Source organism: Burkholderia sola (assembly GCF_905400185.1).
GTDB lineage: Bacteria > Pseudomonadota > Gammaproteobacteria > Burkholderiales > Burkholderiaceae > Burkholderia > Burkholderia sola.
In genome coordinates, this window is the sequence record NZ_FR989675.1 from 1,541,015 (window position 1) to 1,565,886 (window position 24,872).

The 24,872-nt window shown below is 67.7% G+C and carries 21 protein-coding genes; 9 read left to right on the forward strand and 12 right to left on the reverse strand.

All coding sequences use genetic code 11. The features are described from left to right. The first annotated feature begins 27 nt into the window (after window positions 1-27). A complete protein-coding gene (locus tag KR541_RS07130) occupies window positions 28-642 on the forward strand; it encodes a DUF4136 domain-containing protein (RefSeq protein WP_050017562.1) in 615 nt (204 codons plus the stop codon). 53 nt (window positions 643-695) lie between these two features. Here KR541_RS07130 and galU read toward each other — a convergent pair whose 3' ends face one another. Together galU and KR541_RS07140 are read right to left on the reverse strand one after the other, a co-directional pair. Continuing rightward, a complete protein-coding gene (gene galU / locus KR541_RS07135; RefSeq protein WP_050017561.1) occupies window positions 696-1,580 on the reverse strand; it encodes a UTP--glucose-1-phosphate uridylyltransferase GalU in 885 nt (294 codons plus the stop codon). Window positions 1,581-1,667: 87 nt separating this feature from the next. Next, complete coding sequence (locus KR541_RS07140) at window positions 1,668-4,535, reverse strand: valine--tRNA ligase (RefSeq protein WP_050017560.1); 2,868 nt, start codon at window positions 4,533-4,535, stop codon at window positions 1,668-1,670. Between the two features lie 404 nt (window positions 4,536-4,939). On the opposite strand from KR541_RS07140, the gene KR541_RS07145 reads away from it, so the two are divergent. The 4 genes from KR541_RS07145 to KR541_RS07160 all read left to right on the forward strand — a co-directional run bounded on the left by KR541_RS07145 (window position 4,940) and on the right by KR541_RS07160 (window position 9,861). After that, window positions 4,940-5,365, forward strand: coding sequence for a type VI secretion system amidase immunity protein Tai4 (locus KR541_RS07145; protein ID WP_089488371.1), 426 nt, complete (start codon window positions 4,940-4,942; stop codon window positions 5,363-5,365). Between the two features lie 142 nt (window positions 5,366-5,507). Beyond that, window positions 5,508-7,871 (forward strand): UvrD-helicase domain-containing protein, encoded by a 2,364-nt coding sequence (locus tag KR541_RS07150; protein WP_050017558.1) that lies wholly within the window; start codon window positions 5,508-5,510, stop codon window positions 7,869-7,871. Next, window positions 7,871-8,665, forward strand: coding sequence for a 5'-methylthioadenosine/adenosylhomocysteine nucleosidase (locus KR541_RS07155; protein ID WP_373452489.1), 795 nt, complete (start codon window positions 7,871-7,873; stop codon window positions 8,663-8,665). Before KR541_RS07150 ends, KR541_RS07155 begins: the two co-directional genes overlap by 1 nt. Window positions 8,666-8,763: 98 nt before the next feature. Next, a complete protein-coding gene (locus KR541_RS07160; RefSeq protein ID WP_080334439.1) occupies window positions 8,764-9,861 on the forward strand; it encodes an IS5-like element ISButh6 family transposase in 1,098 nt (365 codons plus the stop codon). A gap of 230 nt (window positions 9,862-10,091) precedes the next feature. Here the strand turns inward: KR541_RS07160 and KR541_RS07165 are convergent, their stop codons facing one another. Beyond that, window positions 10,092-11,327 carry an MFS transporter gene (locus KR541_RS07165; protein WP_050018181.1) on the reverse strand — a complete coding sequence of 412 codons (1,236 nt, stop codon included), beginning with the start codon at window positions 11,325-11,327 and terminating at the stop codon, window positions 10,092-10,094. A gap of 405 nt (window positions 11,328-11,732) precedes the next feature. On the opposite strand from KR541_RS07165, the gene KR541_RS07170 reads away from it, so the two are divergent. Then, on the forward strand, window positions 11,733-13,406 hold the full coding sequence (locus KR541_RS07170) for a methyl-accepting chemotaxis protein (protein WP_050018180.1): 1,674 nt from the start codon (window positions 11,733-11,735) through the stop codon (window positions 13,404-13,406). 21 nt (window positions 13,407-13,427) lie between these two features. Here the strand turns inward: KR541_RS07170 and KR541_RS07175 are convergent, their stop codons facing one another. The 4 genes from KR541_RS07175 to KR541_RS07190 are packed head-to-tail and all read right to left on the reverse strand — an operon-like array spanning window position 13,428 to window position 18,324. Then, window positions 13,428-14,303, reverse strand: a complete 876-nt coding sequence (locus KR541_RS07175) for an efflux RND transporter periplasmic adaptor subunit (RefSeq protein WP_050018179.1) — start codon at window positions 14,301-14,303, stop codon at window positions 13,428-13,430. 12 nt (window positions 14,304-14,315) lie between these two features. After that, window positions 14,316-14,519, reverse strand: a complete 204-nt coding sequence (locus KR541_RS07180; RefSeq protein WP_006476212.1) for a DUF1656 domain-containing protein — start codon at window positions 14,517-14,519, stop codon at window positions 14,316-14,318. Then, window positions 14,516-16,720, reverse strand: a complete 2,205-nt coding sequence (locus tag KR541_RS07185) for an FUSC family protein (RefSeq protein WP_050018178.1) — start codon at window positions 16,718-16,720, stop codon at window positions 14,516-14,518. The genes KR541_RS07180 and KR541_RS07185 overlap by 4 nt, the downstream gene beginning before the upstream one ends. A gap of 14 nt (window positions 16,721-16,734) precedes the next feature. Next, the gene (locus tag KR541_RS07190) at window positions 16,735-18,324 is read right to left on the reverse strand and encodes an efflux transporter outer membrane subunit (protein WP_080334427.1); all 1,590 of its coding nucleotides are present in this window, start codon (window positions 18,322-18,324) and stop codon (window positions 16,735-16,737) included. 157 nt (window positions 18,325-18,481) lie between these two features. Here KR541_RS07190 and KR541_RS07195 point away from each other — a divergent pair, with 157 nt between their 5' ends. Together KR541_RS07195 and KR541_RS07200 are read left to right on the forward strand one after the other, a co-directional pair. Continuing rightward, entirely contained in the window at window positions 18,482-19,423 is a 942-nt protein-coding gene (locus tag KR541_RS07195) for a LysR family transcriptional regulator (protein WP_050018176.1), read from the forward strand. Between the two features lie 117 nt (window positions 19,424-19,540). Continuing rightward, a complete protein-coding gene (locus KR541_RS07200) occupies window positions 19,541-19,693 on the forward strand; it encodes a hypothetical protein (protein WP_162838134.1) in 153 nt (50 codons plus the stop codon). Window positions 19,694-19,754: 61 nt separating this feature from the next. Here KR541_RS07200 and KR541_RS07205 read toward each other — a convergent pair whose 3' ends face one another. From KR541_RS07205 to wrbA, 4 genes are read right to left on the reverse strand one after another with little or no spacing between them, the layout of a single operon-like run. Beyond that, entirely contained in the window at window positions 19,755-20,585 is an 831-nt protein-coding gene (locus tag KR541_RS07205) for a metallophosphoesterase (protein ID WP_089488376.1), read from the reverse strand. Between the two features lie 25 nt (window positions 20,586-20,610). Then, window positions 20,611-22,032 carry an FAD-binding oxidoreductase gene (locus KR541_RS07210; protein WP_050018174.1) on the reverse strand — a complete coding sequence of 474 codons (1,422 nt, stop codon included), beginning with the start codon at window positions 22,030-22,032 and terminating at the stop codon, window positions 20,611-20,613. A gap of 18 nt (window positions 22,033-22,050) precedes the next feature. Continuing rightward, entirely contained in the window at window positions 22,051-22,443 is a 393-nt protein-coding gene (locus KR541_RS07215) for a DUF2069 domain-containing protein (protein WP_050018173.1), read from the reverse strand. Continuing rightward, window positions 22,440-23,060 carry an NAD(P)H:quinone oxidoreductase gene (wrbA, locus tag KR541_RS07220; protein WP_050018172.1) on the reverse strand — a complete coding sequence of 207 codons (621 nt, stop codon included), beginning with the start codon at window positions 23,058-23,060 and terminating at the stop codon, window positions 22,440-22,442. Before wrbA ends, KR541_RS07215 begins: the two co-directional genes overlap by 4 nt. Before the next feature lie 145 nt (window positions 23,061-23,205). On the opposite strand from wrbA, the gene KR541_RS07225 reads away from it, so the two are divergent. Beyond that, window positions 23,206-24,534: a YihY family inner membrane protein gene (locus KR541_RS07225; RefSeq protein ID WP_089488378.1), complete on the forward strand. Its 1,329-nt coding sequence runs from the start codon at window positions 23,206-23,208 to the stop codon at window positions 24,532-24,534. A gap of 14 nt (window positions 24,535-24,548) precedes the next feature. Here KR541_RS07225 and KR541_RS07230 read toward each other — a convergent pair whose 3' ends face one another. Beyond that, window positions 24,549-24,866, reverse strand: a complete 318-nt coding sequence (locus KR541_RS07230; RefSeq protein WP_050018170.1) for an Mpo1-like protein — start codon at window positions 24,864-24,866, stop codon at window positions 24,549-24,551. Window positions 24,867-24,872: the final 6 nt, after the last annotated feature.

Here is a 24,872-nt window from a genome sequence, read left to right on the forward strand (position 1 = left end):
CGCGACGGCAGGTATTTGGGGAAAGCCATGAGAAAGCAATGGGCGGCGACCGTGCTGGCGGCGTCGCTGTTGACGGGTTGCGCGGGCGTGACGAGCGGCGTGAGTGCGCTCGGGCAGCCGAATGCATTTGCATCGGGGGCGCACGGCTACGATTTCGTGCGGACGGCTGCGCAGGCGGGCGACGCCGAGTATCGGCAGATCGAGACGCTCGTGCGCGACGAACTCGCGCGCCGCGGCTTCGATGCGCAGCCGCTCAAGGACGCGCGCTACCGGTTGTCGATCGCGTATGCGACGCAGCCGGCGGCGGTCGCGGCGAGCGCCGCCGGCTGCGGCGCGGCGAGCAGCGCATGCGTGACGGTCGACGGGCCCGCGCCGTTCGCGCTGCCGTTCATGGGCCGCGTGTACCGTCACGTGCTGACGCTGCGCTTCGTCGATGCGAAATCGGGCGCCGACGTCTATCGCGTGTCGGCGTCGCTGCGCGACCGCGATCCGGGCACGCAGCAGGCCGCGCCGGCGCTCGTGAAGAGCGCGCTGGCGAAGGTGCCGTTCGGCGACGGCAGCGGCTGGCTCGTCAAGACGAAAAAAGACGACGCGGGCGGCATGCCGGGCGTCGTCTCGGTGAAGCCGGCCGACGCGCACTGACAGCGCTGGCCGCGAGGTGAGGGCGGGCCCGCCGGGGCGGGCCCTTGCCGCGTTCAGACGGTCGGTTGTCCGCCGTCGCGCGTGCGCAGGTACGTTTCGAACTCCGCACCGACTTCCGGGTGGCGCAGCGCGAATTCGACCGTCGCCTTCAGGTAGCCGAGCTTGCTGCCGCAGTCGTAGCGCGTGCCCTGATACTTGTAGGCCAGCACCTGTTCGTCGGCGAGCAGCGCCTGGATCGCGTCGGTGAGCTGCAGTTCGCCGCCCGCGCCCGGCTTCAGCGCACGCAGATGCTCGAAGATCCGCGGCTTCAGGATGTAGCGGCCGACCACGCCGAGGTTCGACGGCGCGACTTCCGGCGCCGGCTTCTCGACGATCGCCGACATCTTGACGATCGACTCTTCCCATTCCTTGCCGTCGACGATCCCGTACGACTTCGTCTCCGACGGCGGGATCTCTTCGACGCCGATCACCGAGCTGTGATAGTGGTCGAACACGTCGACCATCTGCTTCATCACCGGCGGGTTGCCGTCGAGCAGGTCGTCCGCGAGGATCACCGCGAACGGGTTGTCGGCGACCAGCTTTTCCGCACACAGCACCGCGTGGCCGAGGCCGAGCGCTTCCGGCTGGCGCACGTAGAAGCAGTCGACATGGCTCGGCTTGATGCTGCGCACGAGTTCGAGCAGCTTTTCCTTGCCGCGCGCCTCGAGTTCGGCCTCGACCTCGTACGACTTGTCGAAGTGATCCTCGATCGCGCGCTTGCTGCGCCCGGTGACGAAGATCATCTCGGTGATGCCCGCCGCGATCGCTTCCTCGACCGCGTACTGGATCAGCGGCTTGTCGACGACGGGCAGCATTTCCTTCGGGCTCGCCTTCGTTGCCGGCAGGAACCGCGTGCCGAGGCCGGCCACGGGGAATACCGCCTTGGTGACTTTCAACATGATCGAACCTTTATTCCTGTAATCGACTTGTCAGACGGTCTATGTTCACGTTCGCATTATATTGAACGCAAATGACCTTACCGTTTGTTACGCAGGCAACCGATCGAGCTGCGCACGCAGTTTGTCGAGCGTGCTCTGGAATTCCGCGACGCGTTTCTGCTCCTGTTCGACCACGGCCGGCGGCGCTTTCGCGACGAACGCCTCGTTGCCGAGCTTCGCGTTGCATTTGGCGATCTCGCCCGTCAGGCGCGTGATTTCCTTCGACAGGCGCTCGCGTTCGGCCGCGACGTCGATCTCCACCTTCAGCACCAGCTTGTTCGGGCCGACGATCGCGATCGGCGCGCCGTGCGCTTGCCGGTCGAGCGCCGCTTCGTCCGCGAGGATCTGCACGTCCGACAGGCGCGCGAGCGCCTGCACGTACGGCGCGAACGAGCGCAGGCGCTCGGCGTCGCCGGCGGCCAGCAGCGGCACCTTGGTGGCCGGCGACAGGTTCATCTCGCCGCGCAGGTTGCGGCACGCGTCGACGATCGCCTTCAGGTCGGCCGCCCACTGTTCGGACGCCTCGTCGAGCTTCTGCAGGTTCGCGACCGGATACGCCTGCGTCATCAGCGACGCTTCGCCCTCGGCCTTGCCTTGCGGATAGCGGCCGGCGAGCGGCGCGACCTTTTGCCAGAGCGCCTCGGTGATGAACGGGATGACCGGGTGTGCGAGGCGCAGCACCGTTTCGAGCACGCGCAGCAGCGTGCGGCGCGTCGCGCGCTGTTGTTCCGGCGTGCCGTTCTGGATCTGCACCTTCGCGAGCTCCAGATACCAGTCGCAGTACTCGTCCCACACGAACTTGTAGATGCTGCTCGCGATGTTGTCGAAGCGGTAATCGGCGAAACCCTTTGCGATGTCGGCTTCGGTGCGCTGCAAGAGCGACACGATCCAGCGATCGGCCGCCGAGAAGTCGAGGTAGCCGCCGGGGCCGCAGTCGCCCGCGCCGCACACTTCCGGCTTGTCGGCGCCGCAGTCGTGGCCTTCGCAGTTCATCAGCACGAAGCGCGTCGCGTTCCACAGCTTGTTGCAGAAGTTGCGATAGCCTTCGCAGCGCGCGAGGTCGAAGTTCACGTTGCGGCCGAGCGTTGCCATCGACGCCATCGTGAAGCGCAGCGCGTCGGTGCCGAACGCGGGGATGCCGTCCGGGAATTCCTTGCGCGTCTTCTTCTCGATCGTCGCGGCCTGCTTCGGGTTCATCAGGCCCGTCGTGCGCTTCGCGACCAGCGCCTCGAGGTCGATGCCGTCGACGATGTCGATCGGGTCGAGCGTGTTGCCCTTGCTCTTCGACATCTTCTGGCCTTCCGCGTCGCGCACGAGGCCGTGCATGTAGACGGTATGGAACGGCACCTTGCCGGTGAAGTGCGTGGTCATCATCACCATCCGGGCGACCCAGAAGAAGATGATGTCGAAGCCGGTGACGAGCACCGACGACGGCAGGAAGTGCTTCAGTTCGGGCGTTTCGTTCGGCCAGCCGAGCGACGAGAACGGCACGAGCGCCGACGAGAACCACGTGTCGAGCACGTCTTCGTCGCGCTTGAGCGCCCCCGTGTAGCCCTTTGCCGCGGCCTGCGCGCGTGCGTCTTCCTCGTTGCGGGCGACGAACACCTCGCCGTTCTCGCCGTACCACGCGGGGATCTGGTGGCCCCACCACAGCTGGCGCGAGATGCACCAGTCCTGGATGTTCTCGAGCCACTGGTAGTAGGTGGTCGTCCAGTTTTCCGGGACGAACTTGATCTGGCCGTCGCGCACGACGTCGAGCGATACCTCGGTGATCGACTTGCCAGGATGGAACGTGCCTTCCGGCGCCGGCTTCGTCATCGCGACGAACCACTGGTCGGTCAGCAGCGGCTCGATCACGACGCCCGTGCGGTCGCCGCGCGGCACCATCAGCTTGTGCGGCTTCACGGAGTCGAGGAAGCCTTGCGCGTCGAGGTCGGCGACGATCGCCTTGCGCGCGTCGAAGCGGTCAAGGCCGCGATACTGTTCGGGGCCGTTGTCGTTGATCTTCGCGTCGAGCGTCAGGATCTCGATCGGCGCGAGCTTGTGGCGCAGGCCGACCTGGTAGTCGTTGAAGTCGTGCGCGGGCGTGACCTTCACGACGCCGGTGCCGAATTCGCGGTCGACGTAGTCGTCGGCGATCACCGGAATCTCGCGGCCCGTCAGCGGCAGCGTGACGAGCTTGCCGATCAGGTGCGCGTAGCGTTCGTCTTCCGGATGGACCATCAGCGCGACGTCGCCGAGCATCGTCTCGGGACGCGTGGTGGCGACCGTCAGCGAGCCCGAGCCGTCGACGAGCGGGTAGCGGATGTGCCACAGGTGGCCGTTTTCTTCCTCGCTGACGACTTCGAGATCCGACACGGCGGTGAGCAGCACCGGATCCCAGTTGACGAGGCGCTTGCCGCGGTAGATCAGCCCTTGTTCATACAGCGTGACGAACACGTCGCGCACGGCGGCCGACATCTTGTCGTCCATCGTGAAGTATTCGCGCGACCAGTCGGTCGACGCGCCGAGGCGGCGCACCTGGTCCGTGATCGTCGAACCGGATTTCTGCTTCCATTCCCACACGCGCTCGACGAACTTCTCGCGGCCGAGGTCGTGGCGCGACACGCCCTGTGCGTCGAGCTGGCGCTCGACGACGATCTGCGTGGCGATCCCCGCGTGGTCGGTGCCGGGCACCCACAGCGTGTTCTCGCCGAGCATCCGGTGATAGCGGGCGAGGCCGTCCATGATCGTCTGGTTGAACGCGTGGCCCATGTGCAGCGTGCCCGTCACGTTCGGCGGCGGCAACTGGATCGCGAAATCGGGGCGGGACGGATCGAATGCCGGGGCGGCATAGCCGCGTTTTTCCCACTCCGGCCCCCATTGGGACTCGATGGTGTGGGGTTCGAAGCTCTTCGCCAGCGTGTTGTCGCTCATGGTTGGAAATTTGCCGAAAAATGCTTGTTGGAGACTTGAACCGCACATTATAAGTCGCCGGGCGTCGAGCGGAGCCGTTCGCGGCTTACAGTCAGGTTCGCACGTGTCCAATTGCTGACGCGTGTTGGGACGGTTAACTTGCGGGTCAGGCTGCGGGTTTGAGTCGGCGAGGGCTCGCTGCCGCATCGGTCCGCCGTCGTCACCCAGGAGAGTGGAGTGATACGACCGACATTTGCCGCCGCGTGGGCGGCGTCAACGAAGATCTACGATCCGGCCCGTTCGGGCGAGAGAGTGGCACAGGTGATCGGGGGCAGCGTCGCTGCGCATATCCGGGATAAAAAGAACCCTCGGCGGATGCCGGAGGCGAACCCTCGCACTAGCCGCGCTTATTTCCAGTCGCTCAAATGAATATTTTTCGGGTGGTCTGCGCCGTCGCGCTATGTTCGGCACTGTCTGCCGAAGCAGCCGGTTCCGTCATGGCCGTGCGGCGCACCAATGCGGAGAATTACAAGGACAGGGCGTTGGCGGCGTGCCTGTCGCTCGCTTACCGGGGATCGTCGGCAGGCAAGGATGCCGACGTCACCAAGAGTGCGTTCCTGGAATGGACTTATTACGATGAGGAAAAAGGCGATCGGGCGGTCGAGCGGCTTGCAGAACACTATTTGCGCCGCGATTACGGCAATCCCGTGGAAGGTTACGCCGGGGCAAAATTTGCTCTGCTGAAATGCCCGGACCTGCATCACGGCCCCGAACTCGCCGAACAAGTTCGCCGGTATGTCCCTCATCCCGACTGGATCGGCGACCAACCTGCTGCCCCGCGCAGAAAATAACGCTGGTCACGCGTGCCGAAGCCGTCGCCGGCGGGGAAGGCGGCCTGTTGGGCCGCGATGCCACATCGGTCGGTCACGGTATCGCGCACGACGGACTTATAATGTCGGGTCCGCATTTTTCTCGCCCGTTAGCCGCCGCTCCATGCCCGATCTGCTCGCCAATCTGAACCCCGAACAACTCGCCGCCGTCACGTTGCCGAACGAACCGGCGCTGATCCTCGCAGGGGCGGGCAGCGGCAAGACCCGCGTGCTGATCACGCGCATCGCGTGGCTGATCCAGCAGGGCTATGCATCGCCGCCCACCGTGCTCGCCGTCACCTTCACGAACAAGGCCGCGCGCGAGATGATGGCGCGCCTGTCGGCGATGATGCCGATCGACACGCGCGGGATGTGGATCGGCACGTTCCACGGCCTGTGCAACCGGATGCTGCGCACGCACTGGCGCGACGCGGGCCTGCCGCAGACTTTCCAGATCCTCGATACGGCCGACCAGCTGTCCGCGATCAAGCGACTGATGAAAGCGGCGAACGTCGACGACGAAAAGTACCCGCCGAAGAACGTCCAGTACTTCATCAACAACGCGAAGGAGCAGGGGCTGCGCCCGGACAAGGTCGACGCGACCGACAACTTCAACCGCAAGTTCGTCGAGCTGTACCAGGCGTACGACCAGCAGTGCCAGCGCGAAGGCGTCGTCGATTTCCCCGAGCTGCTGCTGCGCTGCTACGAATTGCTCGCGTACAACGCGCCGCTGCGCGCGCACTACCAGGCGCGCTTCCGGCACATCCTCGTCGACGAGTTCCAGGACACCAACAAGCTGCAGTACGCGTGGCTCAAGATGCTCGCGGGCGGCGAGAACGCGATCTTCGCGGTCGGCGACGACGACCAGTCGATCTACGCGTTCCGCGGCGCGAACGTCGGCAACATGCGCGACTTCGAGGACGAATTCCGCGTGCGCAACCTGATCAAGCTCGAGCAGAACTACCGGTCGCACGGCAACATCCTCGACGCGGCGAACCAGCTGATCTCGAACAACGCGCACCGCCTCGGCAAGAACCTGCGCACCGACGCCGGCCACGGCGAGCCCGTGCGCGTGTACGAAGCCAGCACCGATTCGCAGGAAGCCGGCTGGATCGTCGAGGAGATCCGCTCGCTGATCAATACCGGGATGGCGCGCAGCGAAGTGGCCGTCCTGTACCGCAGCAACGCGCAATCGCGCTCGATCGAGCACACGCTGATGTCGTCGGGCATTCCGTACCGCGTGTACGGCGGCCTGCGCTTTTTCGAGCGGCAGGAAGTGAAGCATGCGCTCGCGTACCTGCGCCTGATCGACAACCCGAACGACGACACGGCATTCGCGCGCGTCGTGAACTTCCCGACTCGCGGGATCGGCGCGCGCTCTGTCGAGCAACTGGCCGACGCCGCACGGCTGTACGGCTGCTCGATGGCCGCCGCGATTCCGTACGTGACCGGCAAGGCCGGCACGAGCCTCGGCGGGTTCGCGAACCTGATCGCGAAGATGCGCGCCGACACGCAGCACATGAACCTGCCCGACACCGTCGAGCACATCGTGCGCGCGAGCGGCCTCGCCGATTTCTACCAGGGCGAACGCGAAGGTCAGGATCGCCTCGAAAACCTGCAGGAACTCGTGAACGCGGCCACCGCGTTCATCGCCGAGGAAGGCTATGGGCTCGACACGCCGGCCCGCTCGATTCCGCTGCGCGCGGGCGCGATCGCGGCGCCCGAACTCGGTACCGCGACCGACGATCCGGCGGTCGACGTGCTCGATCCGGCATCGCCCGCCGACCCGGCCCAGAACCCCGACACGATGACGCCGCTCGCCGGCTTTCTGTCGCACGCGTCGCTGGAAGCAGGCGACAACCAGGCGCAGGCCGGCCAGGACGCGGTGCAGCTGATGACCGTGCACGCGGCGAAGGGGCTCGAGTTCTCGGCCGTGTTCATCACGGGGCTCGAGGAGGGGCTGTTCCCGCACGAGAACAGCGTGCTCGAATCGGATGGCCTCGAGGAGGAGCGCCGGCTGATGTACGTCGCGATCACGCGTGCGAAGGAGCGGCTCTACCTGTCGTTCGCGCAAAGCCGGATGCTGCACGGCCAGACCCGCTACAACGTACGCTCGCGCTTCTTCGACGAACTGCCGGAGCACGTGCTGAAGTGGCTCACGCCGAAGGTCGAGGCCGGGTCGCGCTGGGGCGGGCGCTCCGACAACGCCGGCTACGGGCGCGACTGGTTCGCGCGGCCGGGCGGCGGCAGCCGAGAGCAGATCGTCGATGCGGCCGTGTCCGCGCCGCTGCCCGCGTTCGCGGACAAGCAGCGCGCGGCCGACACCGGCTTCCGGGTCGGCCAGCAGGTGTTCCATACCAAGTTCGGCGAAGGCACGGTCACCGCGCTCGAAGGCAACGGCACCGATGCGAAGGCGCAGGTGAAGTTCAAGCGCCACGGCGAGAAATGGCTCGCGCTCGCGGTCGCGAAACTGCAGGCGGTGGAATGATGGACGTCGACCTCGTCGTGGCGCCTGCCGCGCGTCGGCTCGGCATTCTGGCCGCGCTGCCCGAGGAACTCGGCGACCTGATCGCCGCGATGCGCGCCGACGGCGCGATGAAGACGGTCACGCTCGGCCGCCGCGATTATCACGTTGGCACCGTGCACGGCGCGGCCTGCGTCGTCACGCTCGCGCGGGTCGGCAAGGTCGCGGCCGCCGCGACGGTCAGCGCGCTGATCCACGTGTTCGGCGTGTCGGGCGTGGTGTTTACCGGTGTCGCGGGCGGCGTGTCGCGCACGGTGCGGGTCGGTGACGTCGTCGTGGCCGATACGCTGCTGCAGCACGATCTCGACGCATCGCCGCTCTTTCCGCGCTACGAGGTGCCGCTGCTCGGCATCACGCGTTTCGCGACCGACGCGGCGCTGACGGCCCGCTTGCGGGCCGCATGCGCGCTGTTCGTCGACGAAGAGGCCGCGCGGTTCGCCGAGCGCTTCGGGCTCGCCGGCGCGGCGCTGCACGCGGGGCTCGTCATCAGCGGCGACCGCTTCGTGTCGAGCGAGCGCGAAGTCGTCGCGCTGCGCGACGCGCTGCCGGACGCGCTCGCGGTCGAGATGGAAGGCGCCGCGATCGCCCAGGTATGTGCCGAACACGACGTGCCGTTCGCGCTCGTGCGCACGATCTCCGATACGGCCGACGATCACGCGACGCAGTCGTTCTCGCACTTCCTGTCGGCGATTGCGAGCAGCTATTCGTCGGGCATCCTCAAGCGTTTCCTGACGCTGCATGCGACGACGGCGGCCTAGCAGGCTGTTGAAATTCGGAACGGTGTAAACGGGCGTTGCGAGCGGTGCGTTAGAGATATCGTGTTCATGACCTTGGGCAGATAAGAGCGATGCGCGGAATGGACGAGATGCAGGAACCGCTGTTCACGACGGTGAAGCTGGAAGATTTCGTGCCGGCCGATCACCCGTTGCGGCCGCTCCGGCTGCTGGTCAATCAGGCACTGAAGCGGCTCAACGGGTTGTTCGGCACGATCTACGCGGACAGCGGCCGCGCGTCGATTGCACCGGAGAAGCTGTTGCGTGCGTTGTTGCTGCAGGTGTTCTACTCGGTACGCAGCGAGCGCATGCTGATGGAGCAGATGCGCTACAACCTGCTGTTCCGCTGGTTCGTCGGCTTGGCCATCGAAGACGCCGTGTGGGACCACTCGGTGTTCTCGAAGAACCGGGATCGACTGCTGGAGCACGACGTGGTCGAAGCGTTCTTTACCGAAGTCATGAGCCTGGCCGACAAGCAAGGGCTGCTGTCCAGAGAACACTTCTCGGTCGATGGCACGCTGATCCAGGCTTGGGCCAGCCACAAGAGCTTCCGGCCCAAGGACGGTTCGGACGATCCGCCAGCCGGCGGTGGCCGCAATGTCGACACCGACTGGAAGGGCAAGCGGCGCAGCAACGACACGCATGAATCGAGCACCGATCCGGATGCGCGCCTGTTCCGCAAGGGGCGGCAAAGCGGAGCCATCCTTTGTTATCAGGGGCACATCCTGATGGAGAACCGCTCGGGCTTGGTGGTCGGCGCAGTGGTCAGCCACGCTGATGGTTTCGGCGAACGCGCGAGTGCGTTGCGCCTGCTCGATTGCGTGCCGGGTCGTCACGCCAAGACGCTCGGCGCCGACAAGGGTTACGACATGCGCGACTTTGTGCGGGATTGCCGAGCGCGCAAAGTGACGCCACACGTCGCGCGCAACGACACGCATCAAGGCGGCAGTGCGATCGACGGCCGCACCTCGCGGCACGCCGGTTATGGCATTAGCCAAGTGATTCGCAAACGCATCGAAGAGCACTTCGGCTGGGGCAAGACCGTCGGCAGGATTCGACAGACCGCGTATCGCGGCCTCAAACGGGTCGACCAGCACTTCAAGCTGACGATGCTGGCGAGCAATCTGACTCGAATGGCGCGAATGCTGACGGTGGTGCCGCCGCAAGGAGCGGTGCAATGAGCCGCCCAAGCGCGGCCGTCGTACGGCAACGCGCCGGCTGGATCGCTCGCGAACGGTCCAGCTTCGGCGATTCGTTGGCAACTCGGCAGCCAAGCGCATACGAAATCCTTTTAAACAGTGCCCCAGTCATCAAAGCGAGGCGCTTTTCAACAGCCTGCTAGCCGCCGTCTCGTCTTTTCCGTTCAAACCGCTCGACCGGCCACGGTGCGCACGCCGCGGCCGGTCGTTCGTCACGCCTTTTTGCGCCCGCTGCCTTCGAGGTTCGGCAGGAACACCGTCAGCACGCCGATCAGCGGCAGGAACGAGCACACCTTGTAGACGAACGGGATGCTCGTCGCGTCCGCGAGCTGGCCGAGCACGGCCGCGCCGACGCCGCCCAGCCCGAACGCGAAGCCGAAGAACAGGCCCGCGACCATCCCGACCTTGCCGGGCATCAGCTCCGTCGCATAGACGAGGATCGCCGCGAACGCCGACGCCAGCACGACGCCGATGATCACGGTCAGCACGCTCGTCCAGAACAGGTTCGCGTACGGCAGCAGCATCGTGAATGGCGCGACGCCGAGGATCGACACCCAGATCACGTACTTGCGGCCGATCCGGTCGCCGACGGGCCCGCCGATCAGCGTGCCGGCCGCCACCGCCGCGAGGAACACGAACAGGTGGATCTGCGCGGCCTGTACCGACAGGTGGAATTTTTCGATCAAATAGAACGTGAAATAGCTGTTGATGCTCGCGAGGTAGAAGTACTTCGAGAACACGAGCAGCACCAGCACGCCGATCGCGCCCATCACGCGGCCGCGCGACAGCGTCGGGTGGCCGGCCGCCACGGCCTTCTTCTTCATCGACGGATGCTTCTTGTACCAGTGGCCGATCTGCGTGAGCACGATCATCGCGACGAGCGCGGCCGCCGAGAACCACGCGATGCTGTGCTGGCCGTGCGGAATGATCACGAGCGCGGCGAGCAGCGGCCCGAGCGCGGAGCCGGCATTGCCGCCCACCTGGAACACCGACTGCGCGAGCCCGTGCTGGCCGCCCGACGCCATCCGCGCGACCCGCGACGATTCGGGATGGAACACCGACGAGCCGCAGCCGACGAGCGCCGCGGCCACCAGCAGCATCGGGAAACTCGACGCCGCCGACATCAGCAGCAGCCCCGCGAGCGTGAAGCCCATGCCGACCGGCAGCGAATACGGCTTCGGACGCTTGTCGGTATAGAGGCCGATGAGTGGCTGCAGCAGCGACGCGGTGATCTGGTAAGTGAGCGTGATCAGGCCGATCTGCGCGAACGACAGCGCGAACTGGCTCTTGAGCATCGGGTAGATCGCGAGGATCAGCGACTGGATCATGTCGTTGAGCATGTGCGAGAAGCTGATCGCGCCGAGCACCGGGTAGACGGTGCGGGCGACGGGCGGTGCGGACGGCTGAGCGACGGCTGGGCCGGCGCCGGAGTCGAGGCTGGTTTCCATGTGAGCTGAACGAGTTGAGGTGGCTGGCGCGCTCTGTTGGGGATCGGCGCGTGGTTGATTCGTTGATGCGTCAAAGAAGTGTAATGTGGCGTGTCACGAATGTCCTGCCAAGTTTTATCGCGAATCGGACATTCGTCGGACGGATCGGCCGATGCGTGCTTTTTTGGACGGGTATAACGCTGGCGGCGCGGTCGCCGCTTCAGCGGGGCCGCGCCGGGGCCCGGTGCGTGTTTTTCCGGACTCAAGAAACGGCGGTGGCGGCCGTAGAACGACCCAATGACAACACGCGCGCCGCGCCTGGCCCCGGCTACCCGCCGGGCGGGCGCCGGACGCGCGGCATGGCCTGCCATCGCGGGACCGCCGGACCGACCTTTCCGGCAGCGTGATCCATACGGGGATAGTTCGATGAAAGCAGCATCTTTGCATCCACAGCCCGGTGCGGCGGCCGCCGCATCCGGTGTTGCCGCCGGTCGTGTCGCACGGCGTGCGCGCGCGGCGCGTCGCGAGCGTCGGCCGTGGACCGTCAAGGCGACGTTGCGCGCCGCATTCGCGATCCTGCTGGCGGGCACGCTCGCGATCGGCATGTTTTCGCTGTGGCAGATCAGCCGGCTGAACGCGTCGATCGCGTCGGTCTACGAACAGGGTCACGTCGCGAGCCGGGCGGCGGCGGAAGTCCGCGCCGAGGTGCTGCGCGCGAGCCGCGCGCAGAAGATGCTGCTGACCGCGACGACCGCGAAGGAGCGCGACGAACTCGGCGCAGACGTCAGCGCCGGGCTCGCGTCGATCGGCCAGGCGCTCGGCACGCTGCAGCGCTATGCGGATCCGGCCGATGCCGGCGATTCGGCGCGGCTGCACGCGTTCTCGACGGCGGTCGGCACGTGGAGCACGCATCTGCGCGATTTCGTCACGCTGGTGCGCGCGCAGCCGCTCGACCTGTCGCAGATGAACTGGCAGGTCGGCACGCAGGACGTGTCGCTGCTGGTCGAAACCGGCAAGCTCGAAAAACTCGTCGCCGAACTCGTGAAGACGCGCGGCGAGAAGTCGAAGGCGACGCTCGATGCGTCCGCCACCATTTTTTCGTCGTCGTTCGCGATGATCGCCGCGATGACGGCCGCATTGATCGTGCTGGCCGTCGTGATCGCCGAGCGCGTCGTGCGGCGTCTCGCGTCGCAGCTCGGCGGCGAGCCCGCGCTCGCGAAGGAGATCGCCGCGGACATCGCGCGCGGCGACCTGACGCGGCCGATCGCGCTCGGCCGGCACGATCGCGGCAGCATGGTGCGCGCGCTGGCCGAGATGCAGACGGGGCTCGCGGCCACCGTCGGCGAGATCGCGGTGAGCGCCGAGGCCATCGCGGCCGCGTCCGGCGAAATCTCGACCGGCAACCTCGACCTGTCGCGCCGCACCGAACAGCAGGCCGTCGCGCTCGAGCGCACCGCGGCCAGCATGGAGCAGCTCACGTCGACCGTGCGGCAGAACGCCGAGAATGCGCGTCAGGCGAGCTCGCTCGCGGCCAATGCGTCGGCGGTGGCGGAGACGGGCGGGGAGGTCGTCGGGCGCGTGGTCGCGACGATGAGCGAGATCGACGACAGCGCGAAGAACATCCGCGACATCATCGGCACGATCGAAGGGATCGCCTTCCAGACCAACATTCTCGCGTTGAACGCGGCGGTCGAGGCCGCGCGCGCCGGCGAGCAGGGGCGCGGTTTTTCGGTGGTCGCCGGCGAGGTGCGGCTGCTCGCGCAGCGCTCGGCGACCGCGGCCAAGGAGATCCGGGAGCTGATCGGCGCGTCGGTCGAGCGCGTGGCCAACGGCGCGGCGCTCGCGCACGACGCGGGCCGCACGATGGGCGACGTGGTGCGCGCGGTCAAGCGCGTGACCGACATCATCGGCGAGATTTCGGCGGCGTCGGACGAGCAGAGCGCGGGGATCGACGAAATCGGCCGCGCGGTCACCCAGATGGATGCCGGCACCCAGCAGAACGCGGCGCTCGTCGAACAGGCGGCGGCTGCCGCGAACGCGCTCGACGAGCAGGCTCAGGCGCTGAAGGCGCTGGTCGGGCGTTTCCGCATCGCACACTGAGCGTGCGGCGCGCTCCGGCGCTTACGACTTCTTCTGCTTGTCCGGATCGATGATGACCGTGCAGGTCGTGCCCGCCGACAGCACCACGTCGGCCGGCACTTCGTCGATCCGGATGCGCACCGGCACGCGCTGCGCGAGGCGCACCCAGTTGAAGGTCGGGTTCACGTCCGCGACGAGGTCGCGGCTTTGCGGGTTGTCGCGATCGTAGATGCCGCGCGAGATGCTTTCCACATGGCCCTTCATCACGCCGCCGCTCATCAGCCGCATTTCGGCCGGCGCGCCGATCTTCACGCGCGGCAGCTTGGTTTCCTCGAAGTAGCCGTAGACCCAGAACGAATGGCTGTCGACGATCGCGAGCTTCGCCTGGCCGGCCACCGCATAGTTGCCCTTGAACGTCTGAAGGTTCGTGATGTAGCCGTCGACCGGCGCGACGACGCGCGTGCGTTCGAGGTTGAGCTTCGCGGCGTCGAGCGCGGCGATCGCCTGCTGGTACTGCGCATCGGCGCTCGACGCGCTGTGCGCCGCGTTCTCGCGGTTTTCCTTCGACACGACGAGCGCATCGAGGTCCGCGCGGCGGGCCGCGTCGTCGCGGCGCATCTGCAGTTCCGCGCGACGGGCAGCGACCGCCGCCTGCGCCTGCTCGACCGCGATCCGGTAGTGCGACGGGTCGATCTGCATGATCAGGTCGCCTTTCTTCACGAGCTGGTTGTCATGCACGGGCAGCTCGACGATCGCGCCCGACACGTCCGGCGCGACGTTGACGATTTCGGCGCGCACGCGCCCGTCGCGCGTCCACGGATCGTCCATGTAGTGCACCCACAGCGAGCGCCCGATCAGGATCGCGACGAGAAGGATGACGGCGGTCGCGACGAAGCCGAAGAGTTTTCTGAGCATCATGATGGTTCGGAATCAACGGTAAACGGCAAGACTCAGTCCGCCGCAAATGCAGACGAGAAGGCAGGCCCGGAACAGCGACGGGTGCCAGACAAGGCGATAGAGGCCCGTATAGGCGAGCAGGCGGTCGACGGCCCAGGTCGCGATCGCGCCGAGGACGAACATCAGCACCACCGTCGGCATGTAGGCATCGAGAATGGCGATTTCACGCGGCATCATGACGAGGCTCCTGGTTGGGGACGCACGGGGCGGTTGCGGTTGAGCGGCTCGAGCGGCGATTCCGGGTCGAGCAGCGCGGTCCGCACGAAATGCAGATGGCTCAGGATGCGCTGCAGCCGGTGGCGTTCTTCGCGCGACGGCTCGACCGCATCGAGCGTCTGCCGGGTCGCGTCGATCGCCGCATTGGTCGCGGCGAGCGTCGCGTCGAAACGTGCTGCGCTCGGCTTCGAGAACAGCGCCGACAGCGCGCTGCGCATCGTCTCGATCGCGCGCCGCCACGGCATCGCGCTCGCATAGCGCGGGTCGGACGGCAGCGTTGCGAGCTCCTGGCGCAGGTCGATCGTCGCGTTGCCGGCTTCGAGCACCGCGAACATCCAGCGCAGCGCGTCGCGCTGCACGTCCGGCTGGTCGGCCGACAGCGTGTGCGCCTGGTACATCAGGTCGCGCGCGCCGCTTTCGAAGCGCGTGCGCAGGCCCACGAGCCGCGCGTGACCGGCCGCGACGGCCTGGTGGCGCAGGTCCGCGAAGAGGCGCTTCTTGAGCCACGGCGCGGTCGGCGGGAACAGCACCGCGAACGCGATCGCCGACGCCAGCATCGCCAGCACCAGCGCGAGCGAGTCGTTCATGAAGCTGGTCGGATCGTAGTGCGTGATGTTGTCCGGGCCGGCGAGGAAGCTGAAGAAGATCAGGTAGCCCATCCCGTAGCCGGCGAGCTTCGGCTTCAGCGTCATGAAGATGCCGATCGCGAGCAACGGCGCGAGCGCGACGCACAACAGCGGAAAACCGTCGATGTGCGGATAGATGCCGAACGTCAGCAGGAAGCCCGTGCAGATCGCGAGTGCGGTACCCATGCCCATCTGCGCGGACATCGCTGTCGGGCGCGGCGTCGACGACGCGAGCGCGCAGGTGGCCGCCGCCGTCAGCGTCATCGTCACGCCGCTCGGCCACGCGGTCTCGATCCAGAACCAGCCGAGCACGAGGATCACGGTCGCGGTGCGGATCGCCGCGATCACCATCGCCGTCGCATTGGTGCGCGGCTCGTAGCGCTCGATCCAGCGTTCGCGCTCGTGGGTCGCGGTCGACAGCGACGCGTAGGTGGCCGCGTATTCGTGCAGGTCGGTGATGAAGCGGTAAAGCAGTTCGGCGGCCGTATCGAAGTCGAGCAGCGGAAAGTCCGGCTGCGTCTCGAGCGCGGCGCGCGTCGCGCGGATGCGGCGCGGCAGCGCGTCGCGCCACGCGAGCAGTTGCGCGGCCGCGTGGCCGGCATCGGCCGACGTGCGCACCGGTTCGCCGGCGGGCGTCAGCAGCAGCGGCGCGATCTCGCGAAAGTACGGCTCGATCGCGTCGATCGCGGCCTGCGCGCCGGCCGCATGCAGCCGGTTCATCAACTGGTGCAGCGCATGGAAGCGGCTCGACGCGCTCATGAACTCGCTGTTCAGCCGCGCGAGGCGGCCGCTGCGCATCCGCGTGTCCGGATCCTCGAACACGGCCATGCTGCGCGCGGCCTCGAACCCGACCACGTCGGCGACGAAGCGCGTATGGATGGTTTCGATATGCGCGCGGTCGAGCTTGCCCGACAGCGCCGCCGCGACGTAGTCGACGAAGCTGCCGAAGCGCTTGCGCACCGTCGTGCGCATCTGCTCGCCGGTGGTCTGCGGAAACACGAGCGCGCTGACCACGCCGGCCGACACGATCCCGACCATGATTTCGGCCACGCGCGTCATCGCGCTCATGAATGCGCCGTCCGGGTGCTGCGACGCGGGCAGCCCGATCAGCGCGGTCGTGTAGCCGGCCAGCAGGAAGCCGTAGCTGCGGAAGTTGCGGTTGCGCGCGGCGCCGGCCGTGCACAGCGCGACCCACAGCGCGACCGCCAGCAGGAACAGTTGCGGCTGCTGCGGGAACAGCCCGACGAAGGTGAGCGTCGCGATCAGCCCGAAGATCGTGCCGGCGACCCGGTAGAAGCTTTTCGCGAGCACCGCGCCGCTTTGCGGCTGCATCACGATGAACACGGTCGTCATCGCCGTTTTCGGCGCGGGCAGGTCGAGCCGCATCGACACGCCGGTCGCGATGAACGCGGCGAGCAGCGCCTTGAACAGGTAGAGCCACGCGGCGCCGTCGGTGCGGGCCCAGTCGCCGAACGCGTCGGTCCAGGCCGCGAACGGGCCGTCGACGCGCGGGGAAGCGGGGGAGGAAGCTGACATGGCGGCGCTCCGCGTTACCGTGCGGCCGGCGCGGCGCCGCCGGCGGTTGCGACCTGCGCGGGCCGGGCGGCGGCTGCCGCGGGCTTCGCGGCCGATGCGGCGGCTGGCGCGGCTACACCGACGGTGGCCTCATCCTTCGGCGGTTGGCCGCCCCGGACATCCGTCCCCGTCTCGACCCCGCCGCCGAGCGCGGCCATCAGCTGCGCGTGTGCGGCGAGGCGTTCCGCGTCGATGCGGGCGGCCGTCTCCTGCGCACGCAGCAGTTGCTGTTGCGCGACCAGCACGTTCACGTAATCGGTCAGCCCGCGGCGGAAGCCTTCGCGGGACAGTTGATAGCTGCGATTGTTGGCCGCCACCGACCGCGCGGCGTCCTTCTTCTGCGTATCGAGCGAGCGGATCCGCACGACCTGGTCGGCGATGTCCTTGAGCGCGCCGACGATCGTCTGGTTGTAGCGCTCGACCGCCTGGTCGTAGCCGGCATTCGCGGCGCCGAGCTGTGCACGCAGCCGGCCGCCTTCGAAGATCGGCAGCGACAGCGCGGGACCGGCCGTCCAGCCGCCGTTCATCGCGCGCAGGAAGTCGGTGAACGGCGCGGTCACGCCGAAGCCGCCGACCGTCGCGAGCAGGTCGATGTTCGGGTAGAACGACGCCTTCGCGACGTCGATGCCGCGCGCCTGCGCGTCGACCGTCCAGCGCGCCGCGACGACGTCCGGGCGGCGGCCGAGCAGGTCGGCCGGCATGGCCGACGGCAGGCCGGCCGGCGCCTCGAGCGCCAGCTGCGGCCGCTTGATCGCGTCGCCGGCGCCGGGACCCTTGCCGGCCAGTGCGGCGAGCTGGTGGCGCGCGAGCTGGATCGCTTCCTCATAGCTGTCGATCTGGCGCTCGTAGTCGGGCAGCGTCGATTCCGCCTGGCTCACGTCGAGCTGCGTGCCGAGGCCGGCCTGCAGGCGCTTGCGCGCGAGATCGGCGAGCGAGCGCTGGCGTTCGTACGTTTCGTGCGCGAGGTCGAGCAGCGCGTAATTCATCGACATGCCGACATACGCGCGCACGACGTTGACTTCGAGTTCGAGCTTTGCCGCCCGCGCGTCGGCGGCGGTCGCATGCGCGGTGTCGAGCGCACGCTCGGTTGCGTTCTTGTCCTTGCCCCACAGATCGAGGTGATACGACAGGCCGAGCGTGCCGGTGTTGTTCCAGGTGTCGGTATCGGCGAGCGGCCCCGGGCCGTAGTACACGTTGTCCGGCCAGTGCTGACGCATCAGCGACAGGTTGCCGTTGATCTGCGGCAGCTCGGCCGAACGGGCGACGCGCGCCATCGCCTGCGCTTCCCGCACGCGGGCCTCGGCCGCCGCGAGGGTCGGGTTGCCGGCCTGGGCGGCGGCGATCCACGCATCGAGCTGCGGATCGCGGTACGCGCGCCACCAGTCGGCGGCGGGCCAGCCCGCGTCTCGGTCGGCCGCGCGGATGGCCGCGCCGGCGTCGAGCGCGTTCGCTTCGATGCGAGTGGACTGGGTTTTGTTGTCGCCCATGCTCGCGCAACCGGCCATTATTAATGAGACTGCAAGAACCGCCAGTGCGAGCGTCCCTTTTGTCGCCGGAGACTGCACGATTTTCTCCCTTTCGGATATAGATGAGTCGGAGGCGATTATATTTTTCAGCGATTCCTGAATAAACGGACAACGGTGCAAGTCATTTTTACGAATCCTGAGATAATATTTGTTGGACCCTGTGCAACAATCCTTGCGGATTCACACGGGTAATCGGATGGATACGTTACAAAACATGCGGGTATTCGTCCGCGTGGTGGACGCGGGAAGCTTTACCGCCGCCGCCCAGCAGATGAATTCGACCACCGCCTACGCATCGCGCGCGGTCTCGGATCTCGAGGCCCACCTGCGCACGCGCCTCCTGAACCGCACGACGCGCCGGATCGCGCTGACCGAAGCCGGCGAGCGCTATCTGCAACGCTGCGAACAGATCCTGGCCTATGTCGACCAGGCCGAAGCCGAGGCCGGCGACGCGCATGCGCGCCCGTCCGGCAAGCTGAAGGTCCATTGCTTCACGAGCCTCGGCCAGCACTACCTGGTGCCGGCCATCGCGCGCTACCGCGAGCGCTATCCGGACGTGCACGTCGAGCTGACGCTTGCGCAGCGGATGCCGGACCTGCTCGACGAGGGCTACGACGTCGCGATCGTCGTCGGCCGCGATCTGCCGGATTCGGGGCTCGTGTCGCAACGGCTCGGCGAGAGCTACAGCGTCGTGTGCGCGTCGCCCGGCTATATCGAGTCGCACGGCTTGCCGCAGCGGCCGGCCGATCTCGCGCAGCACGTGTGCCTCGGGATGGTCGCGCCGGGCTTTCACTTCGACGAATGGGCGCTGGCGGGGCCGAACGGCGACGAAGTCGTGCCGATCACGGCGCCGCCGTTCCGCGTGAACGTCGCCGAGGCGCTCGCGGTGGCCGTGCGGGAGGGGATGGGCATCGGCGGCCTGCCGCTCTATTCGGCGATCGGCTGGCTGCGCGGCGGGCACATCGTGCGCGTGATGCCCGAGTACCGCTCGCACGTGATGAACATCTACGCGCTGTATCCGTCGCGTCAGTACCTCGACGCGAAAATCCGGACCTGGGTCGATTTCCTGCGCGAAGAGGTGCCGCTCACGCTCCAAGCCGACGAAGCCGCGCTCGAACAGTTCACGCGTGCGACATGATCGCGCGGTCGACCGCGATCTGACGAGATTTGTCCTTCACGCAACATTTTTTTACGAACGTGTGTCAGACAGTTTGATACTGTTGGAATTAACGAGATACACCACACCGGAGTAGCGATGGATACGCACCTGATGATCGGCCTTGGCGTCCTGCTGGGCGCGGCTGCCGCCGCGGCGGCGACCCGCGACCTGCTGCGTGCGATGAAGGCGAAGGCGCAGCTCAAGCCCGTGCCGGTCCGCGTGCGCGAGCCGCGCCGCCCCGGCCGCTGATCCCGCGGGCGTCACGCTTCAGGTCGGGAAGGCCGTGCGACGCGGCCGCCCGGGCCGGCGCTCAGCCGAGCTCGACGACCTTGTCCCACGCGAACGCGGGGTTTTCCCATTCGCCGGTGCGCCGGTGAAAGTAGCCGCGCGGATTGCACACCACGCGCGTGCCGCCGTCCGCAACGTAGTCGAATGACGTATGCGTGTGACCGTGCAGCCACAGATCCACCGGCGGCCGCACCAGTTCCGCCATGTCCGTGACGAACCCCGCGGAAGCCAGATCTTTCGCATAGCGTTCCGCCAGCGAGCGCCGGTGCGGCGCATGATGGGTGACGACGATCGTCCTGCCCGCGAACGGCGCGGCCAGCTGCGCTTCCAGCCATGCGCGGCCTCGCCGGTGCAGCGCGATCGCGTCGGCCGGCGCGAAATCCCGTTCCGGCGCCGCGGCTGTCGTATGCACCGCCGCGTCGTGCGGCCAGGTCACCTGGATCAATCCCTTGAAATCGAGCATCACGCGCAGCCCGGCGTCGGTCGCGCGCGCGACGCTGGCTTCGTCCCGGCCGAACAGCGAAAAATCGGCCCACAGCGTCGTGCCCAGCACGCGGAAGCGTTGCGCGGGATCGACGTAGACGCCGTTGTTCAGGTAATGCACGTTGTCGAGCGCATGCGCCGCGTCGCGCATTGACGATTCCAGCGCGCCGAATTCCCCGTCGTAATACTCGTGGTTGCCGGGCACGTAGATCACCGGCACCGCCGGGTCGAACGTCTCGGCGGCCCAGCGCAGACCTTCCGCGTGATTGTGGATGTCGCCGGCCAGCACGACGAGATCCGCGTCGGCATGCGGGATCGCGTCGGGCAGGTTGTTTTCGAGATGCAGGTCGGACAGGACGCGGACTTTCACGGGCGTGGCTCCTGAGTGGGCGGCTTCAGCGCAGGACCTTGCCGGGATTCATCAGGCCGCGCGGGTCGAGCGCGGTCTTCAGCGTGCGCATCAGCGTCGTTTCGACCGGCGACTTGTAGCGCTGCGCGTCGTCGATCTTCAACTGGCCGATGCCGTGCTCCGCGCTGATGGTGCCGTGGTGACGGTGCACGTTGTCGTAGACGATCCGGTTGATCGGCGCCTGGAACGCTGCGAGGAACGCCTTCGGATCGCCGCCTTCGGGCATCTGCACGTTGTAGTGCAGGTTGCCGTCGCCGAGGTGGCCGAACGTGACCATGCGCGCGCCCGGCGCGGCCTGCTGGATCGCCGCGTCGGTCTCGTCGATGAAACGGGCGATCGACGAGATCGGCACCGCGATGTCGTGCTTGATGTTGAGCCCTTCGTCCGCCTGCGCGAGCGGGATGTGCTCGCGCAAGTCCCAGAACGCACGCGACTGCGCGAGGTTCTCCGCGACCACCGCGTCGACCACGAGCCCGGCCTCGAACGCTTCTTCCATCAGCTTTTCGAACAGCGCGCGCGCATGCGCTTCGCTTTCGTTGTCGGACAGCTCCAGCAGCACCGTTTGCGCATGCGTCTGCGCGAACGGGTAGCGCAGTTGCGGATAGTGCTTGCCGACCAGCTGCATGCAGAAATCCGACATCAGCTCGAAGCCGGTCAACAGCGGCCCGGCCGCGCGCTGCGCGAGCGCGAGGAAATCGAGCGCCGCGTGCGGCGATTCGAGCGCGGCCAGCGCGGTGACCTGCGCGGCCGGCAGCGGATGCAGCTTCATCACGGCCGCGGTGATGATCCCGAGCGTGCCTTCGGCGCCGATGAACAGGTCGCGCAGGTCGTAGCCGGTGTTGTCCTTGCGCAGGCCGCGCAGCCCGTCCCAGATCTCGCCCTGCGGCGTCACGACCTCGAGCCCAAGGCACAGCTCGCGCGCGTTGCCGTAGCGCAGCACTGCGGTGCCGCCCGCATTGGTCGACAGGTTGCCGCCGATCGTGCAGCTGCCTTCCGCCGCGAGGCTCAGCGCGAACAGCCGGCCGCCTTCGCGGGCGCGCGCCTGCACGTCGGCGAGGATCACGCCGGCTTCGACGGTAATCGTATTGTTGTGCGGATCGAGCGCGCGCACGCGGTTCAGGCGCGCGACGCTCAGCACGGCCTGGCTGCCGCTCGCGTCGGGCGTCGCGCCGCCGGCGAGCCCCGTGTTGCCGCCCTGCGGCACGAGCGCGACGCCGTGCGCGTTGGCGAGCTTCACGAGCGCGGCGACTTCGGCCGTGTTCGCGGGCCTCAGCACCGCGCACGCGGCGCCCTTGTAGCGGCGGCGCCAGTCGGTCAGGAACGGTTCGGTATCGTGCGGATCGGTCAGCACGTGGTCGGCGCCGATCGCGTCGCGGCACGCGGAAACGAAAGCTTCGGAGGACATCATCACCTTGTCGCGTAAGGGTCAGGACGCGGCGCGCGGTTTTTTCGCCGCGCGCTTGAACGGCGCGACGTAGGCCAGCGCCGCCACGAAGAAGCCGACGGCAAGCAGGGTCTCGCACCAGCCGAGCGTCGCGGACAGCCCGCGATCGGACATGCCGCGCACGATGCCTTCGGCCAGATAGACGAGGATCAGCATGCTCGCCCACTGCATCGTATAGATGTTACGCCGCCAGACGCCGGGCAGCGCGAGCGCGAGCGGCACGGCCTTGAGCATCAGCGCGGAGCCGCCGGGGCGCAGCGGCGCGAGCCACAGCTCCCATGCGAGCGACAGCGCGATCAGCGCGACGAGACACGCGGCGGCGGCCAGCGCGTAGCGCGGCCGGGCCGCGACGGCGGGGCGGGCGGGGGCGGTCATGCGGCTTCGGCGGCCTGCGCGGCGGAAAGGGCCGCGGCGGCGCGCGCGAGCCGTACGCCGAGCGCGGCGGCAAGCGCCTTCTCGTCCGCCGACAGCCCCCCGGGCGCCGCGCGGTCGTGCTGCGCGACGTGCGACGCGCCGTACGGCGTGCCGCCGGTACGTGTCGTGCTGAGGGCGGATTCGGTGTACGGGATCCCGACGATCATCATCCCGTGATGCAGCAGCGGCAGCATCATCGACAGCAGCGTCGACTCCTGGCCGCCGTGCAGGCTGCCCGTCGACGTGAACACGCTCGCGGGCTTGCCGGTCAGTGCGCCCGATAGCCATTGCGGCGTCGTGCCGTCGAGGAAATACTTGAGCGACGCGGCCATGTTGCCGAAGCGGGTGGGTGAGCCGAGCGCGAGGCCCGCGCATTCCTCGAGGTCGCGCAGCTCCGCGTACGGCGGGCCGTCGGCCGGGATGTCGGGGGCGGTGGCTTCGCAGACGGCCGACACGGGCGGCACGGTGCGGATGCGGGCCTGCATGCCCGGCACGCTGTCGATGCCGTTCGCGATCGCGAGCGCGAGATCGCGCGTGGCGCCGTGACGGCTGTAATAGAGGACGAGAATGTCTTTCATGGGCGACGGAGCCGCGTGCGGCCGCGCGCGTGCCCGGTGCAGTCGGCCCCTGCTGGGATCGAGCGGCTATTATAGGGGCTGAAGCCGTCGCGCAGCGCGGCGGCGGCGCGCCGTGACGCGCGCAGTTTCGAGAAGGAGAAGCCGTTTGCCGAAGTTGAGCGTCGATCTCGACACCATCAAGCGCCTCGCGCAGTTCGCGGCCCGGCGCAGCGCCGAGGATCGCATCCCGCAGGTGGCGGGGAGCCTGACCTTCACGACGATGCTGGCGCTCGTGCCGCTGCTGACGGTCGCGTTCGCGCTGTTCACAGCGTTCCCGATGTTCGCGTCGTTCCAGATCTCGCTGCAGGGGTTCCTCGCGGATCACCTGATGCCCGCGCAGTTCAACATCCAGATCTTCAAGTACCTGAACCAGTTCGCGTCGAAGGCCAAGGGGCTGACGACGGCCGGGCTGATCGTGCTCGTCGTCACGTCGGTGATGACCATGATGACGATCGAATCGGCGTTCAACCTGATCTGGCGCGTGCGCAAGCCGCGGCCGTTCGCGCAGCGCGTGCTCGCGTACTGGGCGCTGATCACGCTCGGGCCGTTGCTGTTCGGCGTGAGCCTGTCGATTTCGTCGTACCTGTTCACGCAATCGCTCGCGTTCACCGGCGCGGGGGCGTCGACGTCGATCGTCGAGTGGCTGCTTGCACTTGCGTCGCTGCCGTTGACGGTGCTCGCGTTCACGCTGCTGTACGTGTACCTGCCGAACTGCGCGGTCGCCTGGCGCGACGCGGTGATTGGCGGGCTGTTTGCGGCCATCGCGTTCGAACTCGCGAAGCGCGGCTTCGGCTACTACGTCCGGCGCATTCCGACCTATACGGCCGTCTATGGCGCGTTCGCGGCGCTGCCGGTGTTCCTGCTGTGGGTGTATCTGAGCTGGTTCATCGCGCTGCTCGGCGCGATGGTCGCGTCGGCGCTGCCGGCGATTCGCGTCGGCCAGTTTCACCGGATCCACTATCCGGGCAGCGACCTGCTCGACGCGCTCGAACTGCTCGCGCGGCTGGCCGAAGCGCGCGCGGCCGGCAAGCGCGGCTACACGGCGCTGCGGCTCGCGACGATGCTGCGCTGCGACATGGAAACCGCGCAGCGGCTGCTGACGACGATGGAGGAGCGGGAATGGGTCGCGCGGCTCGACGGCGGCGAAGAGGCCACGCCGCGCTATATCCTGCTCGCGAACCCGGAGCAGCTGACGCTCGCCCAACTGTTCGACGTGCTGGTGATCGATCGTACCGAGTTGACGTACCAGCTCGAGCGGCGCCGCAGCCACGTCGAAGGCGCGGCGCTGCTCGAGGTGCTGTCGAGCGACCGGTTCGACGTGACGCTCGCGTCGTTGATCGCCGCGCACCGGCTCGCGGGCGGGCAGCCGGCCGCGAGCGCCGGGCCGGCGCCGGGCGCGGCCGACCCGCACGCGCGGCCGCCGCGGCCGGCCTGAAGGCGGGCCGGCGGCTACAGCGGGATCTTGCCGGTACAGATATCCTTGAACATCACCCAGTCGCCCATCAGGCTGTAGATCGGGTGCCGGAACGTCGCCGGACGGTTCTTCTCGAAGAAGAAGTGGCCGACCCACGCGAACCCATAGCCGCAGACGATCGCCGCCGGCAGCCACAGCCAGTGGCCGGTCGCGACCGCCATCGCGACGCAGCCGATCACGCCGAGCGAGCCGATGAAGTGCAGCCGCCGCGACGTCAGGTTCTGGTGCTCGTTCAGGTAATACGGGTAGAAATCAGCGAAGCGGGCGAATTGCTCCGTATGCGTATGCGCCATGGCCGT